We start from the raw sequence: 22,546 nt of genomic DNA on the forward strand, positions 1-22,546 counted from the left end.
GCCCCTCCGGCGTTTGAGGAGCAGAGGTTCGGGGACTGGTCCCCGACCCTGGCCCGAGGCCGCCCGGAACCGAGCCCCGAGTCACCTCGGCCGGATGTCGGGGCCAGCCCCGAACCCCGCGCCTCAAACGCCGGCGAGGCTGATCCGGTCAGCTCTCGCGGGCGAGGTCCGCCGCGCCCACCAGGCCCGCGCGGTTGCCGAGGCGGGCGGCGAGGACCTGCGCGTGCGGGCGCCACTGCGCGCCGATCAGCCAGCGGCGGAAGGACTTCCGGATGGGGTCGAGGACCAGCTCGCCCTCGTCGGAGACGCCCCCGCCGACGATGAACGCGGAGGGGTCGAAGAGCGAGGCCAGATCCGCCAGCCCCGCCCCCGCCCAGCGGGCCAGCTCGCGGAAGGAGTCGATGGCCACCGGATCGCCCTGCCGCGCCGCCGCGCTGACATGGCGGCCCTCGATGCCCTCGGGCGTCCCGTCCCCCAGCTCCAGCAGGAGCCGCGCGTTCTCGGGTGTCGCGGCGGCCCGCTGGCGGGCGTAGCGGACCAGGGCGCGCCCGGAGGCGTACTGCTCCCAGCAGCCCTGGCTGCCGCAGCCGCAGAGCAGCCCGTCCGGCACCACCCGGATATGGCCGAACTCCGCGGCGACGCCGAAGCGCCCGCGCCGCAGCTTGTTGCCGATGATGATGCCGCCGCCGAGCCCGGTGCCCAGCGTGATGCAGATGACGTCTTCGTGCCCCTGCCCCGCGCCGAAGCGGTACTCGCCCCAGGCCGCCGCGTTGGCGTCGTTCTCCACCACGACGGGCAGGCCGACCCGCTGCTCGACCTTGTCCTTGAGGGGTTCGTGGCGCCAGTCGATGTTGGGGGCGAAGATCACGGTGGCGCGCTTGTCGTCGACATAGCCCGCCGCGCCGATGCCGACGGCGTCGATCCGGTGGCCCTCGCCCGCTCCGTCGACGGCGGCGCAGATCGCGTCGACGATGCCGTCGGGGGTGGCCGGCGTGGCCACCGTGTGGGTTTCGAGGATGGTGCCCTCCTCGTCGACCACGCCCGCCGCGATCTTGGTACCGCCGATGTCAACGCCGATGGTGAGTCCCATGTGCCCCTCGGTTCCGGTCGTGCCCCGCCGAGGGCCACCGTACCCGAGGGGCACGGCGGGGACCGGCCGTCGTCGAGGGGTCCGACCGGGGTCAGTCCAGGTCGATGCGTTCGCCGGGGCCCGGGTCGCCGTCGTCGGGGCGCTTTCCGGGCCGGTCGGAGGGGTCGCCGGAGGGGTCGGCGGAGGCTTCGGGGGCTTCCGGGGCGCTGTCGCCGGCGGCCCGCTCCGGCCCCTGGGTCCAGCGGCTCTCCTGGCCCGCGACGGCGGAACGATAGGCGGCGAGCAGCTCCCCGCCCGCGGCGGCGAGGTGGTCGAAGACCTGGGGGTTGCGCTCGATGACGGGTTCCACGGCGGATTTGGCCTGCTTCACCAGCTGCTGGACGGCGGTCTGCGCGGCCATCCCGGGCAGGGAGCTCTGGAACTCGGTGACCTTGTCGGCGACCGCGCCGACCAGCTTGCGCAGCTCCTCGGCGGCCGAGCCGGCCGGCGGGCCGTGCCGCTCGCGGTGGCGGGCCCGCTCCTCGGCGAGGTCCTCGGCGCACGCCTCGGCCCAGGGGTCGTCGTCTGCTGCGGGACGCGTGGCGTCGCTCATGGCGTACTCCTGCACTGAAGGGCTCTCGTACGTCGACGGTACCCGAACGGGCGCGGGCCGTTCAGCGCTCCGGGGTGCCGGCCCCGGGGGTGTGCGGCCAGAGACCGGGGTCGGGGGTGAAGCGGACGGTCAGCGTCCCGTCGGTGAGGGCCGCCCCGGAGACGGTGCAGCGGCGCAGCACGGAGGGCAGCGGAACGATCCTGCGGAACCGTCCGGTACGCAGCAGCAGTTCATCGCCCCGGCGTACCAGGCCGAGGTCCTTCTTCTCCGCGCCGGGCAGCCGGAAGGACCACACCAGGGTGCCGTCCTCGGCACGGCGGTCCTCGACCGGGCCGGGCCCCGGCGGCACCCCGGCGGGCCCCTCGGCGGACTCCGCGACCGGAGGTACGGGAGTGCTCAGCGCGGTGGCGAGCAGCCCCAGGTCATCGGCGTCCCGGGGGTCGCGGCCCAGATGCGGAAGCTCCCGTACCGCCGTATCGGGCGCCCACTCCCCGTACCACTCCTGCACGGTCTTCTCCTGCTGCGCGGCGAGGCCGGCGAGCCAGGTGTCGGCGGAGTGGCGGGGCAGGATCCGGTTGGCGACGAGGGTGTCGGCGCGCAGCCCGTGGAGGGCGAGCCCGGTGCGGGCGGTGCGCAGGGCGTCGGCCGTGGTGGGGCCGGGTTCGGCGACGATCCGCAGCACGGTGTCCGGGGATTCGATCACCCGCTGGACGGCGGCGAGGTCGCGGTCCCAGCGGGTGGCGGTCTCGTACAGCCACTGGGCGGGCATGGGGACCCCGGCGAGCTGGGCGAGGACGGGCCGCAGCGCGCGGGCGGCCTGGCGCTCGGGCGGCAGCATCCGGCGGAGATAGCGGCGGAGCCGTTCGGGGAGGGCCAGCAGATCGAGGGTGTCGCCGAGGGGCGGCAGATCGAGGACGGCCAGCTCCCGGTCGCCCCGCGCGGCCTCGGTGACCGCCCGGAGGAGGGCGAGGTGTCCGGCGCCGGGGAGGTCGGTCAGCTCCTCGTCGGCGAGGGGCACGGCGCCGAGCAGGTCGAGCAGGGCCCCGGCGCGCTCCTGGAGGGCGAGGAACTCGGTCCGGAAGGCGGTCCCGGGGTCGACGCGAGCCGCCAGGAGGCCCTCGGCGACCGGTGTCGGGGTACCGGTGAGGGGGGTGCCGAGGAGGGTGTCCCGGTCGGCGGTGAGCAGCAGCACCCGCCGGCCTTCGCGCGCCGCGGCGAGTGCGGTCGCCGCGGCGACGGTGGTACGGCCCGCGCCGCCGAGGCCGGTGACGAGGACCGTACGCATCAGGCGGCGGGTCCGCTCTCGACGCGCTTCTTCAGTCCGTCGAGGGCCCGGTCGATGATGACCTTCTCGGCCTTGCGCTTGATCATGCCGAGCATGGGGATCCGTACGTCGACGGTCAGCCGGTAGGTGACCTCGGTGCGGTTGCCGCCGCCGCCGACGGCGCTGAGGGTGTACGAGCCGTCGAGGGTGCGCAGCATCTGGGACTTGACCAGGGTCCAGCTGACCTCGGTGGGGCCGTGCCAGGTGTAGGCGAGGGTGTGGTCGTCCTTGATGGCCCCGGCGTCGAGCACCAGCCGGACCTGTTCGGCGCGGCCCTGGACGTCGTGGGAGAGGACCTCGGCCTGCTTGACCTCGCCGGTCCACTCGGGGTAGCGGCCGAAGTCGGCGATCACTGCCATGACCTCGGCCGGTGCCGCTTCGATGGTGATGCTTGAGCTGGTGTGTTCCGCCATCGCTGCGGCTCCTCGAACAGTGCGGTACGGACTGCGGGGTGCGGACCGGTCGGGTGTGTGGTGTGCAGGCTATCGCGACCGGGCGGGGGCTCCGTTCCAGGGTCGCGCCCGCCGGGGGTTCACCACTGGAGGGTCCAGGGACGGCCGGTGGAGGCGAAGTGGCCGACATTGACGCATTCGGTCGACCCGACGCGCATCCGGGGGACGAGCGGCTGGTGCACATGGCCGAAGAGGGCGTAGCGGGGGCGGGTGCGGCGGATGGCCTCCAGGAGGGCCCGGCTGCCGCGCTCGAACCGGCGGGCGACGGTGTCGTAGAGGAGTTCGGGCACGTCCGGGGGGATGTGCGAGCAGAGGACATCGACCTCGCCGAGGGCCTCGACCTTGGCCGCGTACTCCTCGTCGGAGATCTCGTACGGGGTACGGGAGGGGGAGCGCAGCCCGCCGCCGACGAAGCCGAAGACCCGGCCGCCGATCACGGCGTGTTCACCGTCGAGGACGGTGGTGCCGGGACGGACGTATTCGGGCCAGAGTGCCGGAATGTCGACATTGCCGTAGGTGGCGTACGTCGGGGTGGGGAAGGCGGCGAACAGCTCGGCGTACTGCTTGCGCACGGCGGACTCGATGGCGGTGTCCCGGTCGACCTCCAGTTCGGCCCAGAGGCGGCGGGCCAGCTCGCGGGCCTCGGCGAAGCGGCGGGCGGTGCGCAGCTCGACGATCCGGTCCGCGTTCCCGGTCCCGAAGAGGTCGGGGAAGATGCCGCGCGAGTGGTCGGCGTAGTCGAGGAAGAGGACGAGGTCGCCGAGGCAGATCAGGGCGTCGGCGCCGTCCTTGGCCAGGGCGAGATCGCGCGCGTTGCCATGGACGTCGCTGACCACGTTCACTCGGGTACCTCGCATGGCGGCCACCTTATGGCCTCTCTTCGGGATCCCGGCGGGCCGCCTCCCGGATCCCGCCGGACCGCCTGCCGTACCGGCCGCAGCCCTCCCGTACCGGCGCCGGGACACGGGCACGGCACGGGTGCGGCACGGGCGCGGCACGGGTGCGGCGGGGGCGCGGCACGGGTCCGGCGCTGAAGGACGAATGGGGCCGGACCGGTCGTTCTTCCGACTGACCGGGCACGTGGACTACCCTGCGCGAAGTACTGTCATATACGTGTGACGCAGCGAACATCTGGTCGGGACCCCTACCCGGAACTCACTACCGGCGGGTAACGTCCGGGCGGTCCTGTCGTGCTCAGCGCCCAGGAGCACCTGCCCGACCGAGGACCGCAACCGGTGCATCACACAGAGCCGTGGCGCCGGCGCCCGATGAGGAGCAGCAGTCTTGCGCGAGTTCAGCCTTCCGGCCCTGTATGAGGTCCCCACGGACGGCAACCTGACGGACCTGATCCGCCGCAACGCCTCCCAGCATCCCGATGTCGCGGTCATGGGCCGGAAATCCGGGGACACCTGGACCGATGTCACCGCCACCGAGTTCCTCGCCGAGGTGGTCGCGGCGGCCAAGGGCCTGATCGCCGCCGGGGTCGAGCCCGGCGACCGGGTGGCCCTGATGTCGCGTACCCGCTACGAGTGGGTGCTGCTGGACTTCGCCATCTGGAGCGCGGGCGCCGTGACCGTCCCCGTGTACGAGACCAGCTCCCCCGAGCAGGTCTCCTGGATCCTCTCCGACTCGGGCGCGGTCGCCGCGATCGTGGAGAACGACGGCCACGCCGAGGCCGTGGAGTCGGTACGGGACCGGCTGCCCGCCCTGCGCGAGCTGTGGCGGATCGAGGCGGGCGCGGTGGACGAGCTGGTCGCCGCCGGGGCGGAGATCTCCGACGCCACGGTGACCGAGCGCAGCGCGGTGGCCAAGGCGGACGACCCGGCGACCATCGTCTACACCTCGGGCACCACCGGCCGCCCCAAGGGGTGTGTCCTCTCGCACCGCAACTTCTTCGCGGAGTGCGGCAACGCCGTGGAGCGGCTGAAGCCGCTCTTCCGCACCGGTGAGTGCTCGGTGCTGCTCTTCCTGCCCGCCGCGCATGTCTTCGGGCGGCTGGTGGAGGTGGGCTCCATCATGGCCCCGATCAAGCTGGGCTGTGTCCCGGACATCCGGAATCTCACCGATGATCTGACCGGCTTCCAGCCGACGCTGGTCCTGGGTGTGCCGAGGGTCTTCGAGAAGGTCTACAACGGCGCCCGTGCCAAGGCCCAGGCCGACGGCAAGGGGAAGATCTTCGACCGGGCGGCACAGACCGCGATCGACTACAGCCGGGCGCTGGACACCCCCCGGGGCCCCTCGCTGGGGCTGCGGCTGAAGCACACCGTCTTCGACAAGCTGGTCTACCGCAAGCTGCGCGCGGTCCTCGGCGGCCGGATCGAGCACGCCATCTCGGGCGGGGCGCCGCTGGGCGAGCGGCTGGGCCACTTCTTCCGGGGCGTCGGCTTCACCGTCCTTGAGGGGTACGGGCTCACCGAGTCCTGCGCGGCGACCGCCTTCAACCCGCCGGACCGGCAGAAGATCGGCACGGTGGGCCAGCCCCTGCCGGGGTCGGTGGTGCGGATCGCGGACGACGGCGAGGTGCTGCTCCACGGCGAGCATCTGTTCTCGGGGTACTGGAACAACCCGGAGGCCACCGCCGAGGCGCTGGCCGACGGCTGGTTCCACACCGGGGACATCGGCTCCCTGGACGAGGACGGCTATCTGACGATCACCGGCCGGAAGAAGGAGATCCTGGTCACCGCGGGCGGCAAGAATGTCGCCCCGGCGGTGATCGAGGACCGGATCCGGGCGCACGCGCTGGTCGCGGAGTGCATGGTGGTGGGCGACGGACGGCCGTTCGTGGGCGCGCTGATCACGCTGGACGAGGAGTTCCTGGGCCGCTGGGCGGCCGAGCACGGCAAGCCGGCCGGGTCGACGGCGGCGACGCTGCGGGACGACCCCCAGCTGCTTGCGGAGATCCAGCGGGCGGTGGACGACGGCAACGCCGCGGTGTCCAAGGCGGAGTCGGTACGGAAGTTCCGGGTGCTGCCGGGGCAGTTCACCGAGGAGGCCGGCCACATCACGCCGTCGCTGAAGCTCAAGCGCAATGTGGTGGCCAAGGACTACGCCGACGAGATCGAGGCGATCTACCGGGGCTGAGTCCGGCCCGTATCCCCGGACCCGCGCCCGCACCGGCGCGGGCGCCCGCGCCCGGGCTCGTACCCGTACCCCCGTACCCCCGAAAGGCGGGGCGCTACGGCCTGAGGTCCTCCTCGATGATCCGCTCCATGTTCCGTTCGGCGAGCGCGGTGATGGTCACGAAGGGGTTGACCCCGATCGAGCCCGGCACCAGGGAGCCGTCCACCACATAGAGCCCGGGGTGTCCCTTGGCCCGGCCATAGGCGTCGGTGGCCCGGCCGAGGACACAGCCGCCGAGCGGGTGGTACGTAAAGTCGTCGGCGAAGGCCCGGTTGCCACCGAAGAGATCATGGCGGTGGACGGTGGTGTTGGCACGGTTGATCCGGTCGAAGAACGACTTCGCGGCGGTGGCCGATGGCACGTTCTGGGCCCGGGACCACTGGAGCCGGGCGGAGTCGGTGGCGGCGTCATAGGTGAAGTGGCCGCGCTCCGGGTTCCGGGTGATGGCCAGATAGAGGCTGATCCAGTGTTCCAGCCCCATCGGCAGCGGGGCTATCTCCGCGAAGACCGGATGGGTCGGGTTGGCCCGGTCGTCGATCGCCATCACCGGCATCGTGGACTGGCGGGCGCCGGTGGGGTCCCAGAGGTGGTTGGCGCGGGCGGTCATCACATTGCCGTTGTTGCCCCAGCCCCGGCCGACCTCGGCGTCGAGATCGGGCAGCGTGCCGGTCTCCCGGGCCCGCAGCAGCAGTTCGGTGGTGCCGATGCTGCCCGCGCCGAGGAAGACCCGGTCGGCGGTGATCTCGTCGGTGGCGACGACCCGGCCGGACAGATCCAGCCGCTCCACGGTGAGGACATAGCCCCCGCCCGGCCGCCGGCCCAGGGCCCGGACCCGGCTGAGGGTCTGGATGGTGACCTTCCCGGTGGCCAGCGCCTCCGCCAGATAGCTCTTGTCGAGGCTGCGCTTGCCGTGGTTGTTGCCGTACATCACCTCACCGGCCAGCGCCGACCGGGGGACCTCGCCCGCCGCCTCGCGCCGCATATAGGAGAAGTCATAGACATTGGGGACGAAGACCGTGCCGAGACCCGCACGGGCGGCATGCGCCCGGGACACCCGGGAGTAGCGGTACCACGGGGTGGACTCGAACCAGTCCCGGTCGATCTCGTTGACCCCCAGCATCCGCCGGGCGCGCGGGTAGTAGGTCCCGTACATCGCCGCCGCGTCGACCTGCGGCAGCGCCGCGGCGAAGTCGTCCCGGGGCGGGGTGACCGCCATACCGCCGTTGACCAGGGAGCCGCCCCCGACGCCCCGGCCGAGATAGACGGACATGGCGCCGTAGTCGATCCGGTCCAGCACCCCGGGATACGGGTTGATGTTCCGGTTGACCACATCGAGCCAGAGGAAGGTGGAGAGCGGGGCCTCGGTGCGCTTCCGGAACCACATCGAACGGTGGTCGGGGGCGGTGGTCCGGCAGAAGACCCGGCCGTCGGGGCCCGGGGTGTTCCAGAGCCGGCCCATCTCCAGGACCAGGGTGGGGACCTGGGCCAGACCGAGCCGGAGGGCCGCGACGGAGGCGCCGTACCCCGACCCCAGGACGACGGCGGGGGCATGCTGGACGGCGGCGGGCTCCCGCGCCTGGGCGGAGGAGAGGCCGATACGGGTGAAGCCGAGAGTGGCGGCGGTGCTCAGCGCCGCTGCTCCCAGCAGATGGCGGCGGGTCAGCTGTGGGCTCATGGCTTGATCATCAGCGAGATCGCCGTAAGTGCCCATAGCCGGAGGGGAATTGGTTGAACTTCCGTCAGTAATTGTCTTTACGCAGCTCAGCCGCGTGTACACTCCCCCGCCCGGCCCGCCGCCGGCACCCGGCGGCCGGGCTCAGAGCAGCTCGCGCAGCCGCTCCGCCAGCAGATCCCAGCGCCAGCGCTCCTCCACCCAGCGGCGTCCGCGCTCACCCATCCGCCGGCGCAGCTCGGGGTCCTGGAGCAGGGCCGTGATCCGGTCGGCGGCCTCCTGGGGCGAGCCGCCCCGCACCACCCAGCCGGTCTCGCCGTCGAGCACCGCGTCGGGGGCGCCGCCGGAGTCGCCCGCCACCACCGGCAGTCCGGTGGCCGACGCCTCCAGATAGACGATGCCGAGCCCCTCGACATCCAGCCCGCCGCGCCGGGTGCGGCAGGGCATGGCGAAGACATCGCCCGCGCCGTAGTGGGCGGGCAGCTCCGACCAGGGAACCGCGCCGGTGAAGCGGACGGAGTCGGCGACCCCCGTGGTCCGGGCCAGCTCCCGCAGCTCCTTCTCGTACGGGCCACCGCCGACGATCAGCAGGACCGCGTCGGGCACCTTCGCCAGGATCGCGGGCACCGCCCTGATCAGGGTGTCCTGCCCCTTGCGGGGGACGAGCCGGGAGACACAGACGACGACCGGGCGGTCGCTGAGCCCGAGCCGGGAACGCACCAGATCCCCGCCGGAGCCGGGGTGGAAGGTCTTCTCGTCGACGCCGGGCGGCAGCTGGACCATCCGGGCGGCGGCCTCGGGGGTGAGGGCGGCGGCGATCCGGGAGCGGGTGTACTCACCGAGATAGGTGATCGTGTCGGTGCCCTCGCCGATCCGGCGCAGCAGCTGCCGGGCGGCGGGCAGCTGGGCCCAGCCCGCCTCATGGCCGTGCGAGGTGGCGACCAGCCGCCGGGCACCGGCACGGCGCAGCGCGGGGCCCATCAGCCCGAGGGGGGCGGCGGCGCCGAACCAGACCGACGTACAGCCGTGCTCGCGCAGCAGTCCGGCGGCGCGGCGGGTCACCCGGGGGGTGGGCAGCAGCATGGTCGTACGGTCCCGGACGACGGTGAAGGGCTGCTCCGCGTCGAAGGCGGCGGTGGCCTCGCGGCCCTCCGGGCTCCGCTTCCAGGTGGAGGCGTAGACGACGAGCTGCTCCGGGTCCAGCCGGAGCGCCATGTTGTGCAGGAACGCCTGGATGCCGCCGGGGCGGGGCGGGAAGTCATTGGTGACGATCAGGGTCTTGTGCATCGCCTGCCGACAGTACCGAAGTCAGGAGGGTGGTGAGGGGAGGGGGCGGGCCGTTCCTTAGGGGAGGAGGCGGGGCCGTTCCTGAGGTGCGGGGGCGGGCCGTTCGTGAGGGTGCGGGGGCGGGGGCCGAACGGACCCGTCCGTTCGCGGGGCCCGTTCCCCGCCCGCATCATGGGTCCCGGGCGTCCCGCGCCCCGGGGTCTCCCCGGGCCTGGGCGGGTGTCCCCCTCTCCCCGCATCCCCGGCCGGATGGGACTGATGGGCCATGAAGGGCGTGGGCGGCCCCGCCGGACTCCCGGTGTGGGTCCTCGGCAGGACCGCGCTGCTGCTGTGGGTCTGCGGGGTGGCCGGTTTCCCCGGGCCCGATGTCACCGTCGACGTCTCGGTGATCTACCGGGGGTGGTACGAGACCCTGCGCGCGGGCTCGTTCCCGGCCGGCGATGTGACCTGGCAGTACCCGCCGGGGGCGGCGCTGGCGGTGCTCGCCCCGGGGCTGCTGCCGTTCCTGGGGTACGCGCCCGCCTTCTACCTCCTGACCCTGCTCTGTGACGCGGCGGTACTGCTGCTCCTGGGGCGCGCGGCGCGGCTCCCCGGGGGTTCGGTACGGGGGGTGTGGGTGTGGATCGCCGGGGTGCCGCTGCTGGGGCCCACGGCGTACGCCCGGTACGACCTGATGGTCACGGCGGTCGCGGTCGCCGCGCTGGTCCTGGGCGCCGGACGGCCCCGGGTGCTCGGGGCGCTGGCGGGTCTGGGGGCGCTGCTCAAGGTGTGGCCGCTGCTGCTGCTCAGCGGGGTGGGGCGGGGCCGGGCGAGCCGGGCGGCGCTGGTGGCGGCGGGGGTCACCGCGTCGGCGGTGGCGCTGCCCCTGCTGCTGGCGCTGCCGGGGGCGGCGGGCTTCTGGACCGCGCAGCGGGACCGGGGCACGGAGGTGGAGTCGCTGGGCGGTCTGGTCCTTCATCTGGCCCGGTGGTTCGGGTGGGCGGGGGAGGTCAGGCTGCACTACGGCTCGGTGGAGTTCCTGGGGCCCGGGGTGGCCCTGGTCTCGGCGGGGGCGCTGGTCCTGGCGGGGGCGGCCCTGGGCTGGCTGCTGCTCTGGCGCCACCGGGATGCCAGGACCGGGGCGGCGGTGGTGCCGGATGCCGCGTTCACGGCGGTGCTGCTCTTCACCGTCACCAGCCGGGTGATCAGTCCGCAGTATCTGGTGTGGCTGGTGGGTCTCGCGGCGGTCTGTCTCTGCGCGCGGGCGAGTGCGATGGCGCGCCCGGCGGGGCTGGTACTGCTGGCCACGGGGGTGACGGTGCTGGAGTTCCCGGTCTTCTTCGCCCGGGTCACCGCGAGTGATCCGCTGGGGGTGGGGCTGCTGGCGCTGCGGAACGGGCTGCTGGTCGCGGCGGCGGTGCTCGCCTGCCGGGCGCTCTGGCGGGGCCGGGCCGCCCGGGGCTCCCTCCCGGCCGGGACCGGGGACCAGGCCGGGGCCGGGGACCAGGGCGGGGCCGGGGGTCAGGGGGTGAGCCGGCCGGTCAGATAGGTGCGCCAGGCCGTGGTGAGGGCGGTCGGGGTGGTGGCGAGGACCCGGGAGAGGGCCTCGGGCAGCGGGGTGCGGCCGGCGGTGCGGTACAGCTCGGTGAGCTTCCCGGCGCCCCACCGCTCGGCGATCAGCTCACAGGCGAGCCAGCCCCCCTCGTACGCCCGTGCCAGCGCGTCCGCGTCGCCGGTGAAGGAGAAGTCCGCGTCGCCCGGGAGCGTCGCCGGAAGGTCGCCCGCGTGGACGGCGCGCCGGAGTTCGGGGGCGATCCGGGCCGCCGTGCGCCCGCTGCCCCGGTAGGCGACCCAGTCCGCGTACCCCTCGGAGAGCCACATCGGGGTGGTCGCGGCGGTATGCGCCCGGGTGGCCACATGGGTGGCCTCATGGGTGAGCACGATCCGCTTCCCGAAGTCGCCCAGCGCCCCGTAGGCGGCCGGGTTGACGATGATCCGGTCCGCCGGGACCGGCCCCGTCGCCCCGGTCGCGCCCGTGGTCACCGCCGCGATGCCCCGGTATCCGGCGGCCGGCGCGCCCAGCAGCGCGCCCATGTCGTCCAGGGAGCCGGGGACGAGGACCACCACCTTCCGGGCCCAGGGCGACGGCCAGGTCCGGGAGACCTCGGGGACGGAGCGGTCGGCGGTGGCGGCGATGGCCCGCAGCCGCTCCCCGGTCTGCCCGACCCCGAGGACCAGGCTGTGCGTGCCCCGTACCACCCGGACATCGCCCTGCTGCCAGAGCTGCTCGGCGGCGCCCTCGGCCGGACGGTCCCCGATGATCCGCCAGCCGCCGGGGCGGAGCGTCAGCTCCAGCCGCCGGTCCACGGTCACGGGTCCGGCGTCATGGCCGTCGAGCCGGTAGCGGAGTTCGGCGTCGGCGACGGCACCGGTGCGGCCCCGCCGCTCCACCGTGCCCAGGTGGTACTCCCAGGAGCCGAGCGGGATCCGGGCGAGCCGGCGGAACTCGCGCCGCTCCCGCTCCCGCAGCTCCCGGGCGCCGGGGTCGAGCGCCGCCAGATAGGCGGGCTCGTCGCCGTCGAGGACCGCCGCCGCCCGGGTGTCGAGCAGCCGCCCCACCTCGGCGGCGGTGGTGGCCCCGGTGGAGCCGGAGCGGTCCCCCGTACAGCCGGAGAGCAGCGCCGGGGCGAGCAGCGCCGCGGCGGCGAGGAGCCCCGCCGCCGTCCGTCCCCTGGTGCGCGCCGTGCGCCGCCGTACCGCCACACGCCGATCGTACGGAACGGGGCGCTCCAGGGGCGCCGCTCGGCGAGGGTCCCCCCGTACGGGCGCGACGCCCCCGCCGTGCGGGGTTCAGCCCTGATACCCGTGTACGGGACACCTGACCCCGCCGTTCACCCGGGGGCACCCGGGGCGCCCGGGTGGGATCAGACCCGGGTCACCGAGGTGATGGGCATCATGCCCACCGGGTCGTAGCGGACCGCCGCGCCGGGGTAGGGGGCGTGCACCACCCGGCCGTTGCCCGCGTACAGACCGATATGGCTGGCGTCGGCGCGATAGGTGACGAGATCGCCGGGGCGGGCCTGGGAGAGCGGGATCCGGCGGCCCGCGAACCGCTGCGCCTGCGAGGTGCGCGGCAGGGAGACCCCGGCCTGCGCGTACGACCACTGGACCAGCCCGGAGCAGTCGAAGCCGACCGGTCCGCTGGCGCCCCAGATGTACGGGCGGCCGATGGCGCCGCGGGCGGCGGCCAGCGCCACCCCGGCGCGGGCGGAGGCGGGCACCGAGGTGCCGGACAGCTCCGGCAGCGGGGCGCGGCTGTCCCGGGAGGCCCGGTCGACGGCCTCCCGGTCCTGGGGGGAGAGCGAGTTGAGCAGGGTGCGGGCGGCGGCGAGGCGCTGCTCGACGGTCCGCTTGTGGCGGGCGAGTTCACGCCGTCCGCGTTCCAGCTCGGCGAGGTCCCGGACCGCCTCGGCCCGGGTCTGGCTCACCTCGCGCTGGGTGCGCTGGAAGTCCTGGAGGACGGTGTGCTGGCGCTCCCCGACCCGTTCCAGCATCTCCGCCCCGGCGAGATAGCTCTCGGGGTCGGCGGAGAACAGCAGGTCGAGGGTGGGGTCCATGCTCCCGGAGCGGTACTGGGCCATGGCGAGCGAGCCCAGCCCCTGCCGCATGCGGTTGATGCGCTCCTGGCCCCGGGCGACCCGGTCGCGGGCCCGGCCGACCTCGGTGCGCAGCCGGGTGAGCCGCTCCCCCGCCGCGTTGTAGCGCTCGGTGGCCTGCTCGGCCTCGGTGAAGAGCCGGTCCACGGCGGCCCGCGCTTCCCTCGGGGAGTCGCCGGGGTCCGCCCCCGCGGGGGCGGAGCCCAGGGCCACCGCGGCCGTCGCCGCGGCGGCGGAGAGTGCGGCGGCCCGCTGGGCGGGACCGGGTGAGGAAGGCCGTCGATGGGACGCCACGGAGAGCGCTCCCTTCCGCGGGAGGTTGGGGCGGGGCTGGTGCGCGGCAGACAGTAGCCGGGCGACCACGCGGCGGCCAACGACCCCGGGAGGCACGCACAACCGCGCCCCACCGGTGAGACCACAGGTCACCGGCAGGGCGCGGCGTCAGCGTGCGGGGCGGGAATTCGCCCGTTCGGAGGGTGGGCCGGAGCCCTGTCCCGGACCGGTGGCGGACCCCGGACGGAGGGGCCCCGGACCGATCGCGGGAGTCGGACCGGTCGCGGAGATCGGACCGGTCGCGGGGGTCAGACCCGTACCCCGAACTGGTACGGCATGTTGTTGATCGACTCGTACCGCACCACGGCTCCGGTGCGCGGGGAGTGCAGGATCTGACCGTTGCCCGCGTAGAAGCCGACATGGTGCAGGTCGGAGTAGAAGAAGACCAGGTCACCGACTTGGAGATCGGACTGCGAGGTGATCCGGGTGCCGATGGTGGCCTGGGCCTGGGAGGTGCGGGGTATGGCGACATCGGCCTGGGCGAAGGCCCAGGAGGTGAAGCCGGAGCAGTCGAAGGAGCTGGGGCCGGAGGCGCCGTAGACATACGGCGATCCGATCTTGCTCTGGGCCGCCGCGTAGGCGGAGGAGACCCGGCCGGAGACCGGCTTGGACTCCTTCTTGCCGGGCGGGGTGAGGGTGGCGCGGGCCTCGGCGCGGTCGGCGCGCTTCTGCTCGGCCTGCTTGAGGTCGGCGCGCTCCTGGGCGCTGAGCGAGTTGAGCAGCTTCTGCGCCTCGCCGAGCTTCGCCTGGACCTCGCGCTTCTTGGAGCCCAGCTCCTTACGGGTGTCGGCGAGGTCGCCCAGCTTCTCCTGGGCCTCCTTGCGCTGCTGGGCGAGGGCGCGCTGCTTGCTCTGGATGTCGCTGACCGCCTCGGCCTGCTGGGCACCGAGCTGGTCCAGCGCGGACGCCTGGTCGAGATAGTCGTCCGGCGACGAGGAGAGGAGGAGCTGGAGGGCGGGGTCCATGCCGCCGGAGCGGTACTGGGCGCTGGCCACCGAACCGAGCGCGTCCCGCAGCTCGTTCAGATCGTCCTGGCCCCGGGCGACCCGGTCCTGGATCGCGTCGACCTGCTTCTGGAGCTTGCCCTGCTGCTCCTTGGCGCCGTTGAACTTCTCGGTGGCGCGCTCGGCCTCTTCGTAGAGCTTGTCGACCTTGGCCTTGACCTCGCTCTTGCTGGGCTTGGGGTCGGCCTGGGCGGTCTGGGAGGTGAGGGCGACGGCCGCGGCGGCGGTCGCGGTGAGCACGGTGACCCGGGCCCGGCCGGGCTGCTTGGGACGGCGGTGGGATGCCACGAAGGACGGCTCCTTCTTCCTCTGAGCCGCCTACCGGGCAGGGGTGGTGTCCCCGGCTCCGCACATCCGGTTCCCAGTCCTCCGCGACATGGCCGTCATGTACAGACTCGGCGGTCCTTCGCCGTCACCCCGGATGGATGATCGACCGGGCGAAGGTTCGACGCCTGACCTTAGTGACGTTCTTGTGATCACTTCAAATCCCGTCACGAAAAAAACGAAAAAACTCGACCGACACGCCCTTCCCGCCCTCATCTCCGGCACCTCCGGGGGGATATGACGCTCCCTTTTCGCTCCCTTTCCGTCCGATTCACGAACCGATCGACCGGATTCCGGCATCAGGGGTACGAGTTGACATACCGCCACGACATCGGATGTCCTGAGCCGTCCACGACGACAGATCGAACCGGCGGAACCGGAAGAGACCGGAACCGGGAAGGGCCGACCGGAAGAGGCCGGGAGAGCCGTCAGACCCTGGAGAGCCGTTTCAGCAGCATGACCGAGGCGACCGGCCGCGCACCGGCCCGTGCCACACCGTCCGCCACCTCACGGTCGGTGGAGACCACCACCACCGGACGCCCCGGCGGCTCCGCCCGTACCAGCTGACGGATCAGCTCGTCCGCCGTCACCCCGGGCTTGGAGAAGAGGACCCGCACCCCGCGCGGCGGCGCCAGCAGCACCGGCGCCGCCAGCTCCGCCCCGTCGAAGACACAGGTGATCTCCGCACCGCTCTGCGCGGCGAGCACCGAGAGCCCGCCCAGCAGCCGGAGCCGCTGCTTCTCCAGCGGCATGGTGGGATAGCCGGTCTTGGTGACGTTGTAGCCGTCCACCACCAGATGGGCCTGGGGCAGCGCCAGCAACTGGTCCAGCAGGGCCGGATCCGTCTCCGACAGCGCACGGGCCGCGATGTCCTTGGGGGACATCCGCCCCGGCGCGACCGCGTCGACGGTGTCGGCCGGATGTATGGAGACCGGGGGCAGGGCCAGCTCCCGGCGGAGCCCCTGCGCCGCCTCCAGCACGGTGTCGAGGAGCAGCCGCAGCCGCATGTCCTCCACCGAACGCCCCTCACGGGCCGCGCGGCGCCCCGCCTCCACCGCCGCCTCGGCCTCGGCCAGCCGTGCCTTGAGCCGGCGGTTCTCGCTCTCCGCCGCCGACAGCTGGGCCGCGCTCTCCGCGCGGGCCGCCTCGGTCTCCGTCTCGACCCGCCGCACCGCCGCCTCGCCGCGCTTGATGTCGCTCTGCGCCCCGCGCATCCTGCGGCGCAGCGACTCCGTCTCCCTGCGCCCCGCGTCCAGCTCGGCGCGGAGCCGCTCGGTCTCGGCGCGGGCGGTCTCGCGCACCTCCGCCAGCTCGGCGCGGAGCCGCTCCAGCTCGCGCCGCCCGGCCTCGTCGGCGCGCTCGGCGTCCGCGCGCTGGGCCTCCTCGCCCGCCGCCGCGACCAGCTTGACCCACCCGGTGGGGCGGAGGACATAGGCGGTGGCCGCCACATCCAGCGGATCGACGGCGGCGGGCGGGGACCCGGCGGTCAGCGCGGCGCACAGCTCCGGCTGGGCCAGGGCGAGCCGCTCGGCGATCCGCTGCCGGAAGACGGGGTCGCTCTCCAGCGCCGTGGCCATCGCGTTCCCCGCGAAACGGGCCCGCCGGGAGGGGGTGAAGCGGGCATACTGCCGCAGCTGGGCGGGAAGCTCGGCGACGGTGAGCCCGCCGAAGGCATCCGCGACCAGGGCCACGACCCGGCGCCGCACACCGTCCGGCAACGGCCGGTCGAGCGCCTCAGCGGCGTCTCCGGCCGCGCCGGCCGGTTCCCCGCCACTTCCGGGCTGCTCCACGATCCGTCACCCCACTACCCTTCGGGCGGCTCCCTCAGGAGCCCGTGCCCGGCCTGTCCACCAGTTCGATCTTGTCCTGGGCGTTGCACCAGCGGCAGCGCACCGACTCGATGGTCTCACTGACCACCTCGCGCTCCTCGACCTTGGGTTCCCCGGCGAGGTCCAGATGGACGTACTCGACGACCTTGGAGGAGCGGGTGACATCGAAACGGGTGAGATTCCCGCAGAGTGTGCAGCGCCAGCGGGTCTCGGCCGTCGGTGTGGGGACCGTCGTCATCAGTGCCGTCCTCTTCCGTCGTCCCTCTCGTGCGCCTCGCGGGAGACGGACGACTCATACGTCATGGGCCGTACGCGCCCCCGCGCCGGAGCCATGCCCTGTCTCTCCGTGCGCGGCCGGTCGCGCGGGGTGCGGATCCGCGGTGCGCCGTCGAACTGCGGGTGTACTCCCTGTAACTCTATGGCCTCGGGGGTCCTGGGGGACACGGCGAGGCACTCTGTACCGTTCTCCGCCACTGCGCCATGATCTGTCCATGATCGAGTGGCGGGCGCTGGCCCGGGGAGCGATCCATGGCGCGGTGCGCGGGCCCGCCATGACCTCCGCGACGATCGCCGTCTGCTGCGCTCTCTTCCTGGTCAGCCCGGTCTCGGGGCTGAACCCGCCGCACGGGCGACGGGACGGAGAGGCGCTGCTGGCGGCGCAGAGCGCGTACTTCGAACGGTGGGGTGTGATCCCGGCCGAACTGATGAGCGGCGATCCCGGCACCCTGCTCACCCCGTTCACCGCGCTCTTCATCCATGGGAACTGGCTGCATCTGCTCGGGAACATGCTCTTTCTCTACGTCTTCGGCGCGATGGCCGAGGAGCGCATGGGCCGAGTGGAGTTCGTCCTCTTCTACGCGGTGACGGGCTATCTGGCGCTGGCGGCCTACGCGGCGGCCAACGCGGGGTCCGCACAGACTCTGGTGGGGGCGTCGGGGGCGATCTCCGGGGTGCTGGGGGCCTTTCTCTTTCTCTTCCCCCGGGCACGGGTCACCAGTCTCTTCCCGTTCCTCTTCTTCCTGCCGCTGCGCTTCCCCGCCTGGATGGTGCTGGTCTTCTGGTTCGTCCTCCAGTGGCTGGCCGCGTCGGGGGCGGGCACCGGCGGCTCCGGAGTGGCCTATCTGGCACACCTGGTGGGCTTCGCGGCGGGCTTTCTCTACGCCTGGGGACGTTTCGGGCACCGCCCGGGGCTCCGCCCGGCGGGCCGGGGCGAGGAGGGCGGCCCGGCGGGAGGCGGGGGGCAGGCCCTAGAGTGAAGGTCCCAGCAGCGGCCACCGAGGGAGAACAGCAGCCGTGATCACCGCGATCGTGCTCATCAAGACCAGCGTGGACCGCATCCCCGAGATCGCGGAGGCCATCGCGGCACTGGACAGCGTCAGCGAGGTCTTCTCGGTCACCGGCACCTATGACCTGATCGCCATGGTCCGGGTCCCCCGCCACGACGACCTGGCCGATGTGATCCCCGGCCGGATCAGCAGGATCGACGGGGTCGAGGCCACCGACACCCATGTCGCCTTCCGCACCTACTCGCAGCACGACCTGGAGGCGGCCTTCGCGATCGGCCTGGACTCCTAGCTCCCCCGGGCCTCCTGGGTTCCCCGGATCGCCCTGGATCCCCCCGGGTTCCGCCGGATCCCGCCGGATCCCGCAGGGTTCCCCGGCACCGCCTCACCGTCCGTATCGCCGCCAGATGAAGAATTCCTCATCCTGGCCTCATCCGGTACCCGCCCTCACCTCGGCACGATCGAACACATGGTCTTCTCTCATCGCATAGCGGCCCTGGCCGCGGTCGTCGCGATTCCCCTGGGGATCGCGGTGACGAGCTACGCCCTCACCGACAGCCCCGACGACCGCAAGGTCCCGCCGAAGGTGGAACTCCCCACCGCCGGGACCTCCGCCGACCCGTCCGTGCCGCCGCCCTCACCCGCCACCGCGGACCCGTCGCAGCCGACCCCCTCCTCGCCGCAGGACGAGACCGTCCAGGCCCCGTCGCCCAAGGACACCCCCAAGCAGCCACCGGTGGACGAGACCGTGGAACCGCCGCCGGTGAAGGAGAACCCCCCGGGTGACGACGACAACGACGACGACGGTCCGGGCGGCGACGACGGGGGCGACGACGCAGGTGACGACGGCTGACCCGGTACGCCGCCGGGTATCGGCACGGCTGCGCATCCTGCTCTGGCTGCTGCTGGTGATGGCGGTGGCGCTGGGCGCTGTCGCCACGGCCACCCGCTCCGTACTCCTCCGCGATGTGGACCATCGGATCAACGGCCTCCTGGTCCAGGAGGCGACCGAGTTCGAGAACTTTGTCGAACAGGGCATCGACCCGCGCAACGGCGCCCGCTTCACCGACCCCCGGGAGCTGCTGCGGCTCTTCCTCGTACGGCAGTACGCCGACCCCGACGAGGAGCTGCTCGGCCTGGTCGAGAACCCCGGCACCCACCCCTCCAACATGGTGCAGCAGCGGGAGGCCCTGAAGTTTGAACCGCTGGCCGAGGACCGCACCGCGCTGATCGAGGTCTTCGAGTCGCCGCAGGCCACCGGCACCGTGCACCGGCCCCAGGGCGACATCCGCTGGGCCAAGGTGGAGGTCGGGGCCGGCACCGGCCACCCCGACACCGCCTTCGTCGTCGCCATCCACCCCGCCGCCGAGCAGGAGAAGGCCGAGTCCATCTTCACCATGCTGCTCGCCATCTCCGGGGTGGCCCTGCTGATGACCACCGGCATCGGCTGGGCGGTCGCCGGACGGATCCTCCAGCCGGTCCGGCTGGTCCGCACCACCGCGGCGCAGCTCACCGAGCAGGATCTGACCCGGCGCATCCCGGTCCAGGGCCGGGACGACATAGCCGCGCTCGCCGAGACCTTCAACGCCATGCTGGACCGGCTGGAACGGGCCTTCGCCGCCCAGCGGGAGTTCGCCGACGACGCCGGGCACGAACTGCGCACCCCCATCACCATCGTCCGCGGCCATCTGGAGCTGATGGGCGACGATCCGGCCGAACGGGAGGAGACCGTACGGATCGTCATGGAGGAGCTGGACCGGATGAGCCGGATCGTGGAGGACCTGCTCCTCCTCGCCAAGGCCGTACGGCCCGACTTCGTCACCCCCGAACCGGTGCAGCTCGGCGAACTCACCGCCGATGTCTTCGTCAAGGCACGGGCGCTGGGCGACCGGAGCTGGCAGCTGGCCGAGGCGGTCGACGCGGAGATCCGGCTGGACCCCCAGCGGATCACCCAGGCCATGGTGCAGCTCGCCCAGAACGCGGTCCAGCACACCCTGCCGGGACAGCGGGTCGCCATCGGCTCCCGCAGCCGGGAGGACGGCATCGAGCTGTATGTCGCCGACAGCGGCCCCGGGGTGACGGCCCAGGACGCCGAAGTGATCTTCGAACGGTTCCGGCGCGGCACCGCCGCCCGCGGCACCCGCGCCACCGGGGCGGGGCTCGGCCTCGCCATCGTGAAGGCGATAGCGGTCGGCCACGGCGGCCAGGTCGAACTGCGCACCACCGAGGGCCAAGGCGCCACCTTCGTCCTCGTACTCCCCAGAGAAGAGGCGACCCTGTGAACCGGATACTCATCGTGGAGGACGAGGAACGCATCGCCTCCTTCGTGGAGAAGGGGCTGCGCGCCAACGGCTTCACGACCACCGTCGTCGCGGACGGCGACGACGCCTACGACTACGCCGTCACCGGCGGCTTCGATCTGATCGTGCTGGACATCGGGCTGCCCCGGCGGGACGGCTTCACGGTGCTGCGGCAGCTGCGGGAGGCACGGGTCTCCGTCCCCGTGATCATCCTCACCGCGCGGGACTCCGTACGGGACACCGTCGCGGGTCTGGAGGGCGGCGCCGACGACTGGATGACCAAGCCGTTCCGCTTCGAGGAACTGCTGGCCCGGGTGCGGCTGCGGCTGCGCACCGCGGCCCGGGCGCCCGAGGTCACCGTGTTGCGCAATGGCGAGCTGTCGCTGGACCTGCGCACCCGGCGGGCACGTTCGGGCGAGCGGACGGTCGATCTGACCGCCCGTGAGTTCGTCCTCCTGGAGCTGTTCCTGCGCCACCCGGGGCAGGTGCTCTCCCGGGAGCAGATCCTCTCCCATGTGTGGGGATACGACTTCGACCCCGGCTCCAACATCGTGGATGTGTATGTCCGCGCGCTCCGCAAGAAGCTGGGCGCGGGACGGGTGGAGACGGTACGGGGCATGGGGTACCGGCTGCCCGACTGAGGGAGCGGGGAGAGGACCGGGGCCCGGCGGCCCCCCGTGCGGGGGAGGCTGCCGGGCCCTGTGCGTTCCCACGGGTCCTGCGTGGCACCTGGGGACGCTGCGTGACAGGGGTACTGAACTGCTGTGACGAATGGGCCGGATGGGGCGCATCGGGTGAAGTTTCTTTCATGAAGGGCTCATGGAGCCCTCACCGCCCGGGTGAACCCTTTCTCATGTGACCTTGAACCTGCGACAAGCGGCCACCCTCTGTGTGGCCCTGAGCATCTGCGCGCTGCTCGTGGTCCCCACCAACTTCCCGGGGCTCAGCGGCGACGCCCGGCTGACCCTGGCCATCTTCGCCATAGCGACCTGTGCCTGGATCGGCACCCCGATAGACGACACCTATATCGCCCTGGGCGCGGGACTCGCGCTCACCGCGACCGGTGTCATCAGCAGCGACGAGCTGTTCGGGACCCTCGGCGACGACACGGTGTGGCTGCTGATCTGCGCGTTCGTCCTGGCCGCCGCGGTGGCGCGGACGGGCCTCGCCGGGCGGGCCGCCGCCTTCCTGGTGAGCGGGGCGAGCACGGTACGGCAGCTGGTCCATCTGACCACCGCCGCGCTGGTGGTCACCGCCTTCGCCGTGCCGGCCACCTCCGGCCGGGCCGCGCTCGCCATGCCCGTCTTCCTCGCCCTGGCCAAGGTCCTCGCCGACCGCAAGCGGCTGGTGGTGATGCTGGCGCTGCTCTTCCCCACCGTCATCCTGCTCTCCGCGGTCGCCACCCTGATCGGCGCGGGCGCCCATCTGATCACCGTCTCCGTGCTGTGGGAATCCGCCGGTGAGCGCATCGGCTTCACCGAGTGGCTGCTCATCGGACTGCCGCTGGCCGTGGTCTCCTCCCATCTCGCCGCCGAGCTGGTGCTCTTCACCACCACCAAGCGGGAGGACCGGGTCGGCCCGGTGCACATCACCGTCGAGGAGATCCAGGCCCACAGCGACAAGCCGGTGACCGGGCCGTGGGAGGCCGCGGAGACCCGCTGCGCCCTGCTGCTGGCCACCGTGGTGGCGCTGTGGTGCAGCGAGCCCCTGCACCGGGTGCCGCCGGCCGTGGTCGCGCTGATCGGCGCCATAGTCGCCGCCTCGCCCGCGCTGGGCACCGTACGGCTCAAGGACGCGCTCAAGACCGTCCCCTGGTCGCTGCTGCTCTTCATGGCCGCGACGATGGCGATGGGTGTGGCGCTCTCCGACTCCGGCGCCGCGGACTACCTGGTCGGCGGGATACCGCTGGACCTGCCGCCGTGGGCCTTCCTCGGCGTGGTGGTGCTGGTCTCCACCCTGGCCCATCTGGTGCTCCAGTCCCGCTCGGCGAGATCCTCGGTCCTGGTGCCGCTGGTGGTGGCGGCGGCCGTGGGAGCCGGGGTGAACCCGGTGGCCGCGGCGCTCGCCTCGACCGCCGCCGCGGGCTTCTGCCACACCCTGCCCGCCTCCGCCAAGCCGGTCACCCTCTTCGCCGAGATCCCGGGTGTGCCCACCTACACCCCGCGCGATCTGCTGCGGCTCTCCGCCTTCCTCGCCCCGCTGACCGCCGCGCTGGTGCTGCTCTTCGCGGTCGCGGTCTGGCCACTGCTGGGCATCCCGCTCCGGTGAGCCCAGGGTCCGGGGCCCCGTCCCCCTCTCCCC

General features: G+C 73.1%; 20 protein-coding genes. 8 read left to right on the top strand and 12 right to left on the bottom strand.

Going from position 1 to position 22,546, the window contains the following annotated elements; genetic code table 11:
• Positions 1 to 148: 148 nt before the first annotated feature.
• The 5 genes from ABT354_RS15055 to ABT354_RS15075 form a co-directional block, all read right to left on the bottom strand.
• The gene (locus tag ABT354_RS15055; RefSeq protein ID WP_351493533.1) at positions 149 to 1,090 is read right to left on the bottom strand and encodes an ROK family glucokinase; all 942 of its coding nucleotides are present in this window, start codon (positions 1,088 to 1,090) and stop codon (positions 149 to 151) included.
• Between the two features lie 91 nt (positions 1,091 to 1,181).
• Positions 1,182 to 1,682, bottom strand: a complete 501-nt coding sequence (locus ABT354_RS15060) for a DUF5304 domain-containing protein (protein ID WP_351493535.1) — start codon at positions 1,680 to 1,682, stop codon at positions 1,182 to 1,184.
• A 61-nt stretch (positions 1,683 to 1,743) separates the two neighbouring features.
• Entirely contained in the window at positions 1,744 to 2,967 is a 1,224-nt protein-coding gene (locus ABT354_RS15065; RefSeq protein ID WP_351493537.1) for an ArsA family ATPase, read from the bottom strand.
• Positions 2,967 to 3,419, bottom strand: coding sequence for an SRPBCC family protein (locus ABT354_RS15070; protein WP_351493540.1), 453 nt, complete (start codon positions 3,417 to 3,419; stop codon positions 2,967 to 2,969). Before ABT354_RS15070 ends, ABT354_RS15065 begins: the two co-directional genes overlap by 1 nt.
• 119 nt (positions 3,420 to 3,538) lie before the next feature.
• Positions 3,539 to 4,315 (bottom strand): metallophosphoesterase family protein, encoded by a 777-nt coding sequence (locus ABT354_RS15075; RefSeq protein WP_351493542.1) that lies wholly within the window; start codon positions 4,313 to 4,315, stop codon positions 3,539 to 3,541.
• Between the two features lie 427 nt (positions 4,316 to 4,742).
• Between ABT354_RS15075 and ABT354_RS15080 the strand changes: the two genes are divergently transcribed.
• The gene (locus tag ABT354_RS15080) at positions 4,743 to 6,539 is read left to right on the top strand and encodes an AMP-dependent synthetase/ligase (protein ID WP_351493544.1); all 1,797 of its coding nucleotides are present in this window, start codon (positions 4,743 to 4,745) and stop codon (positions 6,537 to 6,539) included.
• Between the two features lie 94 nt (positions 6,540 to 6,633).
• Here ABT354_RS15080 and ABT354_RS15085 read toward each other — a convergent pair whose 3' ends face one another.
• The gene (locus tag ABT354_RS15085) at positions 6,634 to 8,253 is read right to left on the bottom strand and encodes a GMC oxidoreductase (RefSeq protein WP_351493546.1); all 1,620 of its coding nucleotides are present in this window, start codon (positions 8,251 to 8,253) and stop codon (positions 6,634 to 6,636) included.
• A gap of 141 nt (positions 8,254 to 8,394) precedes the next feature.
• Positions 8,395 to 9,537: a glycosyltransferase family 4 protein gene (locus tag ABT354_RS15090; protein ID WP_351493549.1), complete on the bottom strand. Its 1,143-nt coding sequence runs from the start codon at positions 9,535 to 9,537 to the stop codon at positions 8,395 to 8,397.
• Positions 9,538 to 9,802: 265 nt separating this feature from the next.
• Here ABT354_RS15090 and ABT354_RS15095 point away from each other — a divergent pair, with 265 nt between their 5' ends.
• A complete protein-coding gene (locus ABT354_RS15095) occupies positions 9,803 to 11,065 on the top strand; it encodes a glycosyltransferase 87 family protein (RefSeq protein ID WP_351493551.1) in 1,263 nt (420 codons plus the stop codon).
• Here the strand turns inward: ABT354_RS15095 and ABT354_RS15100 are convergent.
• The 5 genes from ABT354_RS15100 to ABT354_RS15120 form a co-directional block, all read right to left on the bottom strand.
• The gene (locus tag ABT354_RS15100; protein ID WP_351493554.1) at positions 11,038 to 12,279 is read right to left on the bottom strand and encodes a hypothetical protein; all 1,242 of its coding nucleotides are present in this window, start codon (positions 12,277 to 12,279) and stop codon (positions 11,038 to 11,040) included. The genes ABT354_RS15095 and ABT354_RS15100 overlap by 28 nt on opposite strands.
• A 161-nt stretch (positions 12,280 to 12,440) precedes the next feature.
• Positions 12,441 to 13,466: a C40 family peptidase gene (locus ABT354_RS15105; protein WP_351493556.1), complete on the bottom strand. Its 1,026-nt coding sequence runs from the start codon at positions 13,464 to 13,466 to the stop codon at positions 12,441 to 12,443.
• A gap of 287 nt (positions 13,467 to 13,753) precedes the next feature.
• Positions 13,754 to 14,797, bottom strand: a complete 1,044-nt coding sequence (locus ABT354_RS15110) for a C40 family peptidase (RefSeq protein ID WP_351493558.1) — start codon at positions 14,795 to 14,797, stop codon at positions 13,754 to 13,756.
• A 464-nt stretch (positions 14,798 to 15,261) separates the two neighbouring features.
• Positions 15,262 to 16,623, bottom strand: a complete 1,362-nt coding sequence (locus tag ABT354_RS15115) for an NYN domain-containing protein (RefSeq protein ID WP_351493560.1) — start codon at positions 16,621 to 16,623, stop codon at positions 15,262 to 15,264.
• A gap of 34 nt (positions 16,624 to 16,657) precedes the next feature.
• Entirely contained in the window at positions 16,658 to 16,900 is a 243-nt protein-coding gene (locus ABT354_RS15120) for a hypothetical protein (protein WP_351493562.1), read from the bottom strand.
• 253 nt (positions 16,901 to 17,153) lie between these two features.
• Here ABT354_RS15120 and ABT354_RS15125 point away from each other — a divergent pair, with 253 nt between their 5' ends.
• From ABT354_RS15125 to ABT354_RS15150, 6 genes are all read left to right on the top strand, one after another.
• Positions 17,154 to 17,918: a rhomboid family intramembrane serine protease gene (locus ABT354_RS15125; protein WP_502983416.1), complete on the top strand. Its 765-nt coding sequence runs from the start codon at positions 17,154 to 17,156 to the stop codon at positions 17,916 to 17,918.
• A gap of 37 nt (positions 17,919 to 17,955) precedes the next feature.
• Entirely contained in the window at positions 17,956 to 18,237 is a 282-nt protein-coding gene (locus tag ABT354_RS15130; RefSeq protein WP_351493564.1) for an Lrp/AsnC family transcriptional regulator, read from the top strand.
• 177 nt (positions 18,238 to 18,414) lie between these two features.
• The gene (locus ABT354_RS15135) at positions 18,415 to 18,798 is read left to right on the top strand and encodes a hypothetical protein (RefSeq protein WP_351493566.1); all 384 of its coding nucleotides are present in this window, start codon (positions 18,415 to 18,417) and stop codon (positions 18,796 to 18,798) included.
• Positions 18,785 to 20,227: a sensor histidine kinase gene (locus ABT354_RS15140; RefSeq protein WP_351493688.1), complete on the top strand. Its 1,443-nt coding sequence runs from the start codon at positions 18,785 to 18,787 to the stop codon at positions 20,225 to 20,227. The genes ABT354_RS15135 and ABT354_RS15140 overlap by 14 nt, the downstream gene beginning before the upstream one ends.
• Positions 20,224 to 20,886, top strand: a complete 663-nt coding sequence (locus ABT354_RS15145; protein ID WP_351493568.1) for a response regulator transcription factor — start codon at positions 20,224 to 20,226, stop codon at positions 20,884 to 20,886. The genes ABT354_RS15140 and ABT354_RS15145 overlap by 4 nt, the downstream gene beginning before the upstream one ends.
• Before the next feature lie 214 nt (positions 20,887 to 21,100).
• Positions 21,101 to 22,513 (top strand): SLC13 family permease, encoded by a 1,413-nt coding sequence (locus tag ABT354_RS15150; protein WP_351493571.1) that lies wholly within the window; start codon positions 21,101 to 21,103, stop codon positions 22,511 to 22,513.
• Positions 22,514 to 22,546 lie beyond the last annotated feature (33 nt).

The sequence above is a fragment of the Streptomyces sp. NPDC000594 genome, from assembly GCF_040299965.1.
GTDB lineage: Bacteria > Actinomycetota > Actinomycetes > Streptomycetales > Streptomycetaceae > Streptomyces.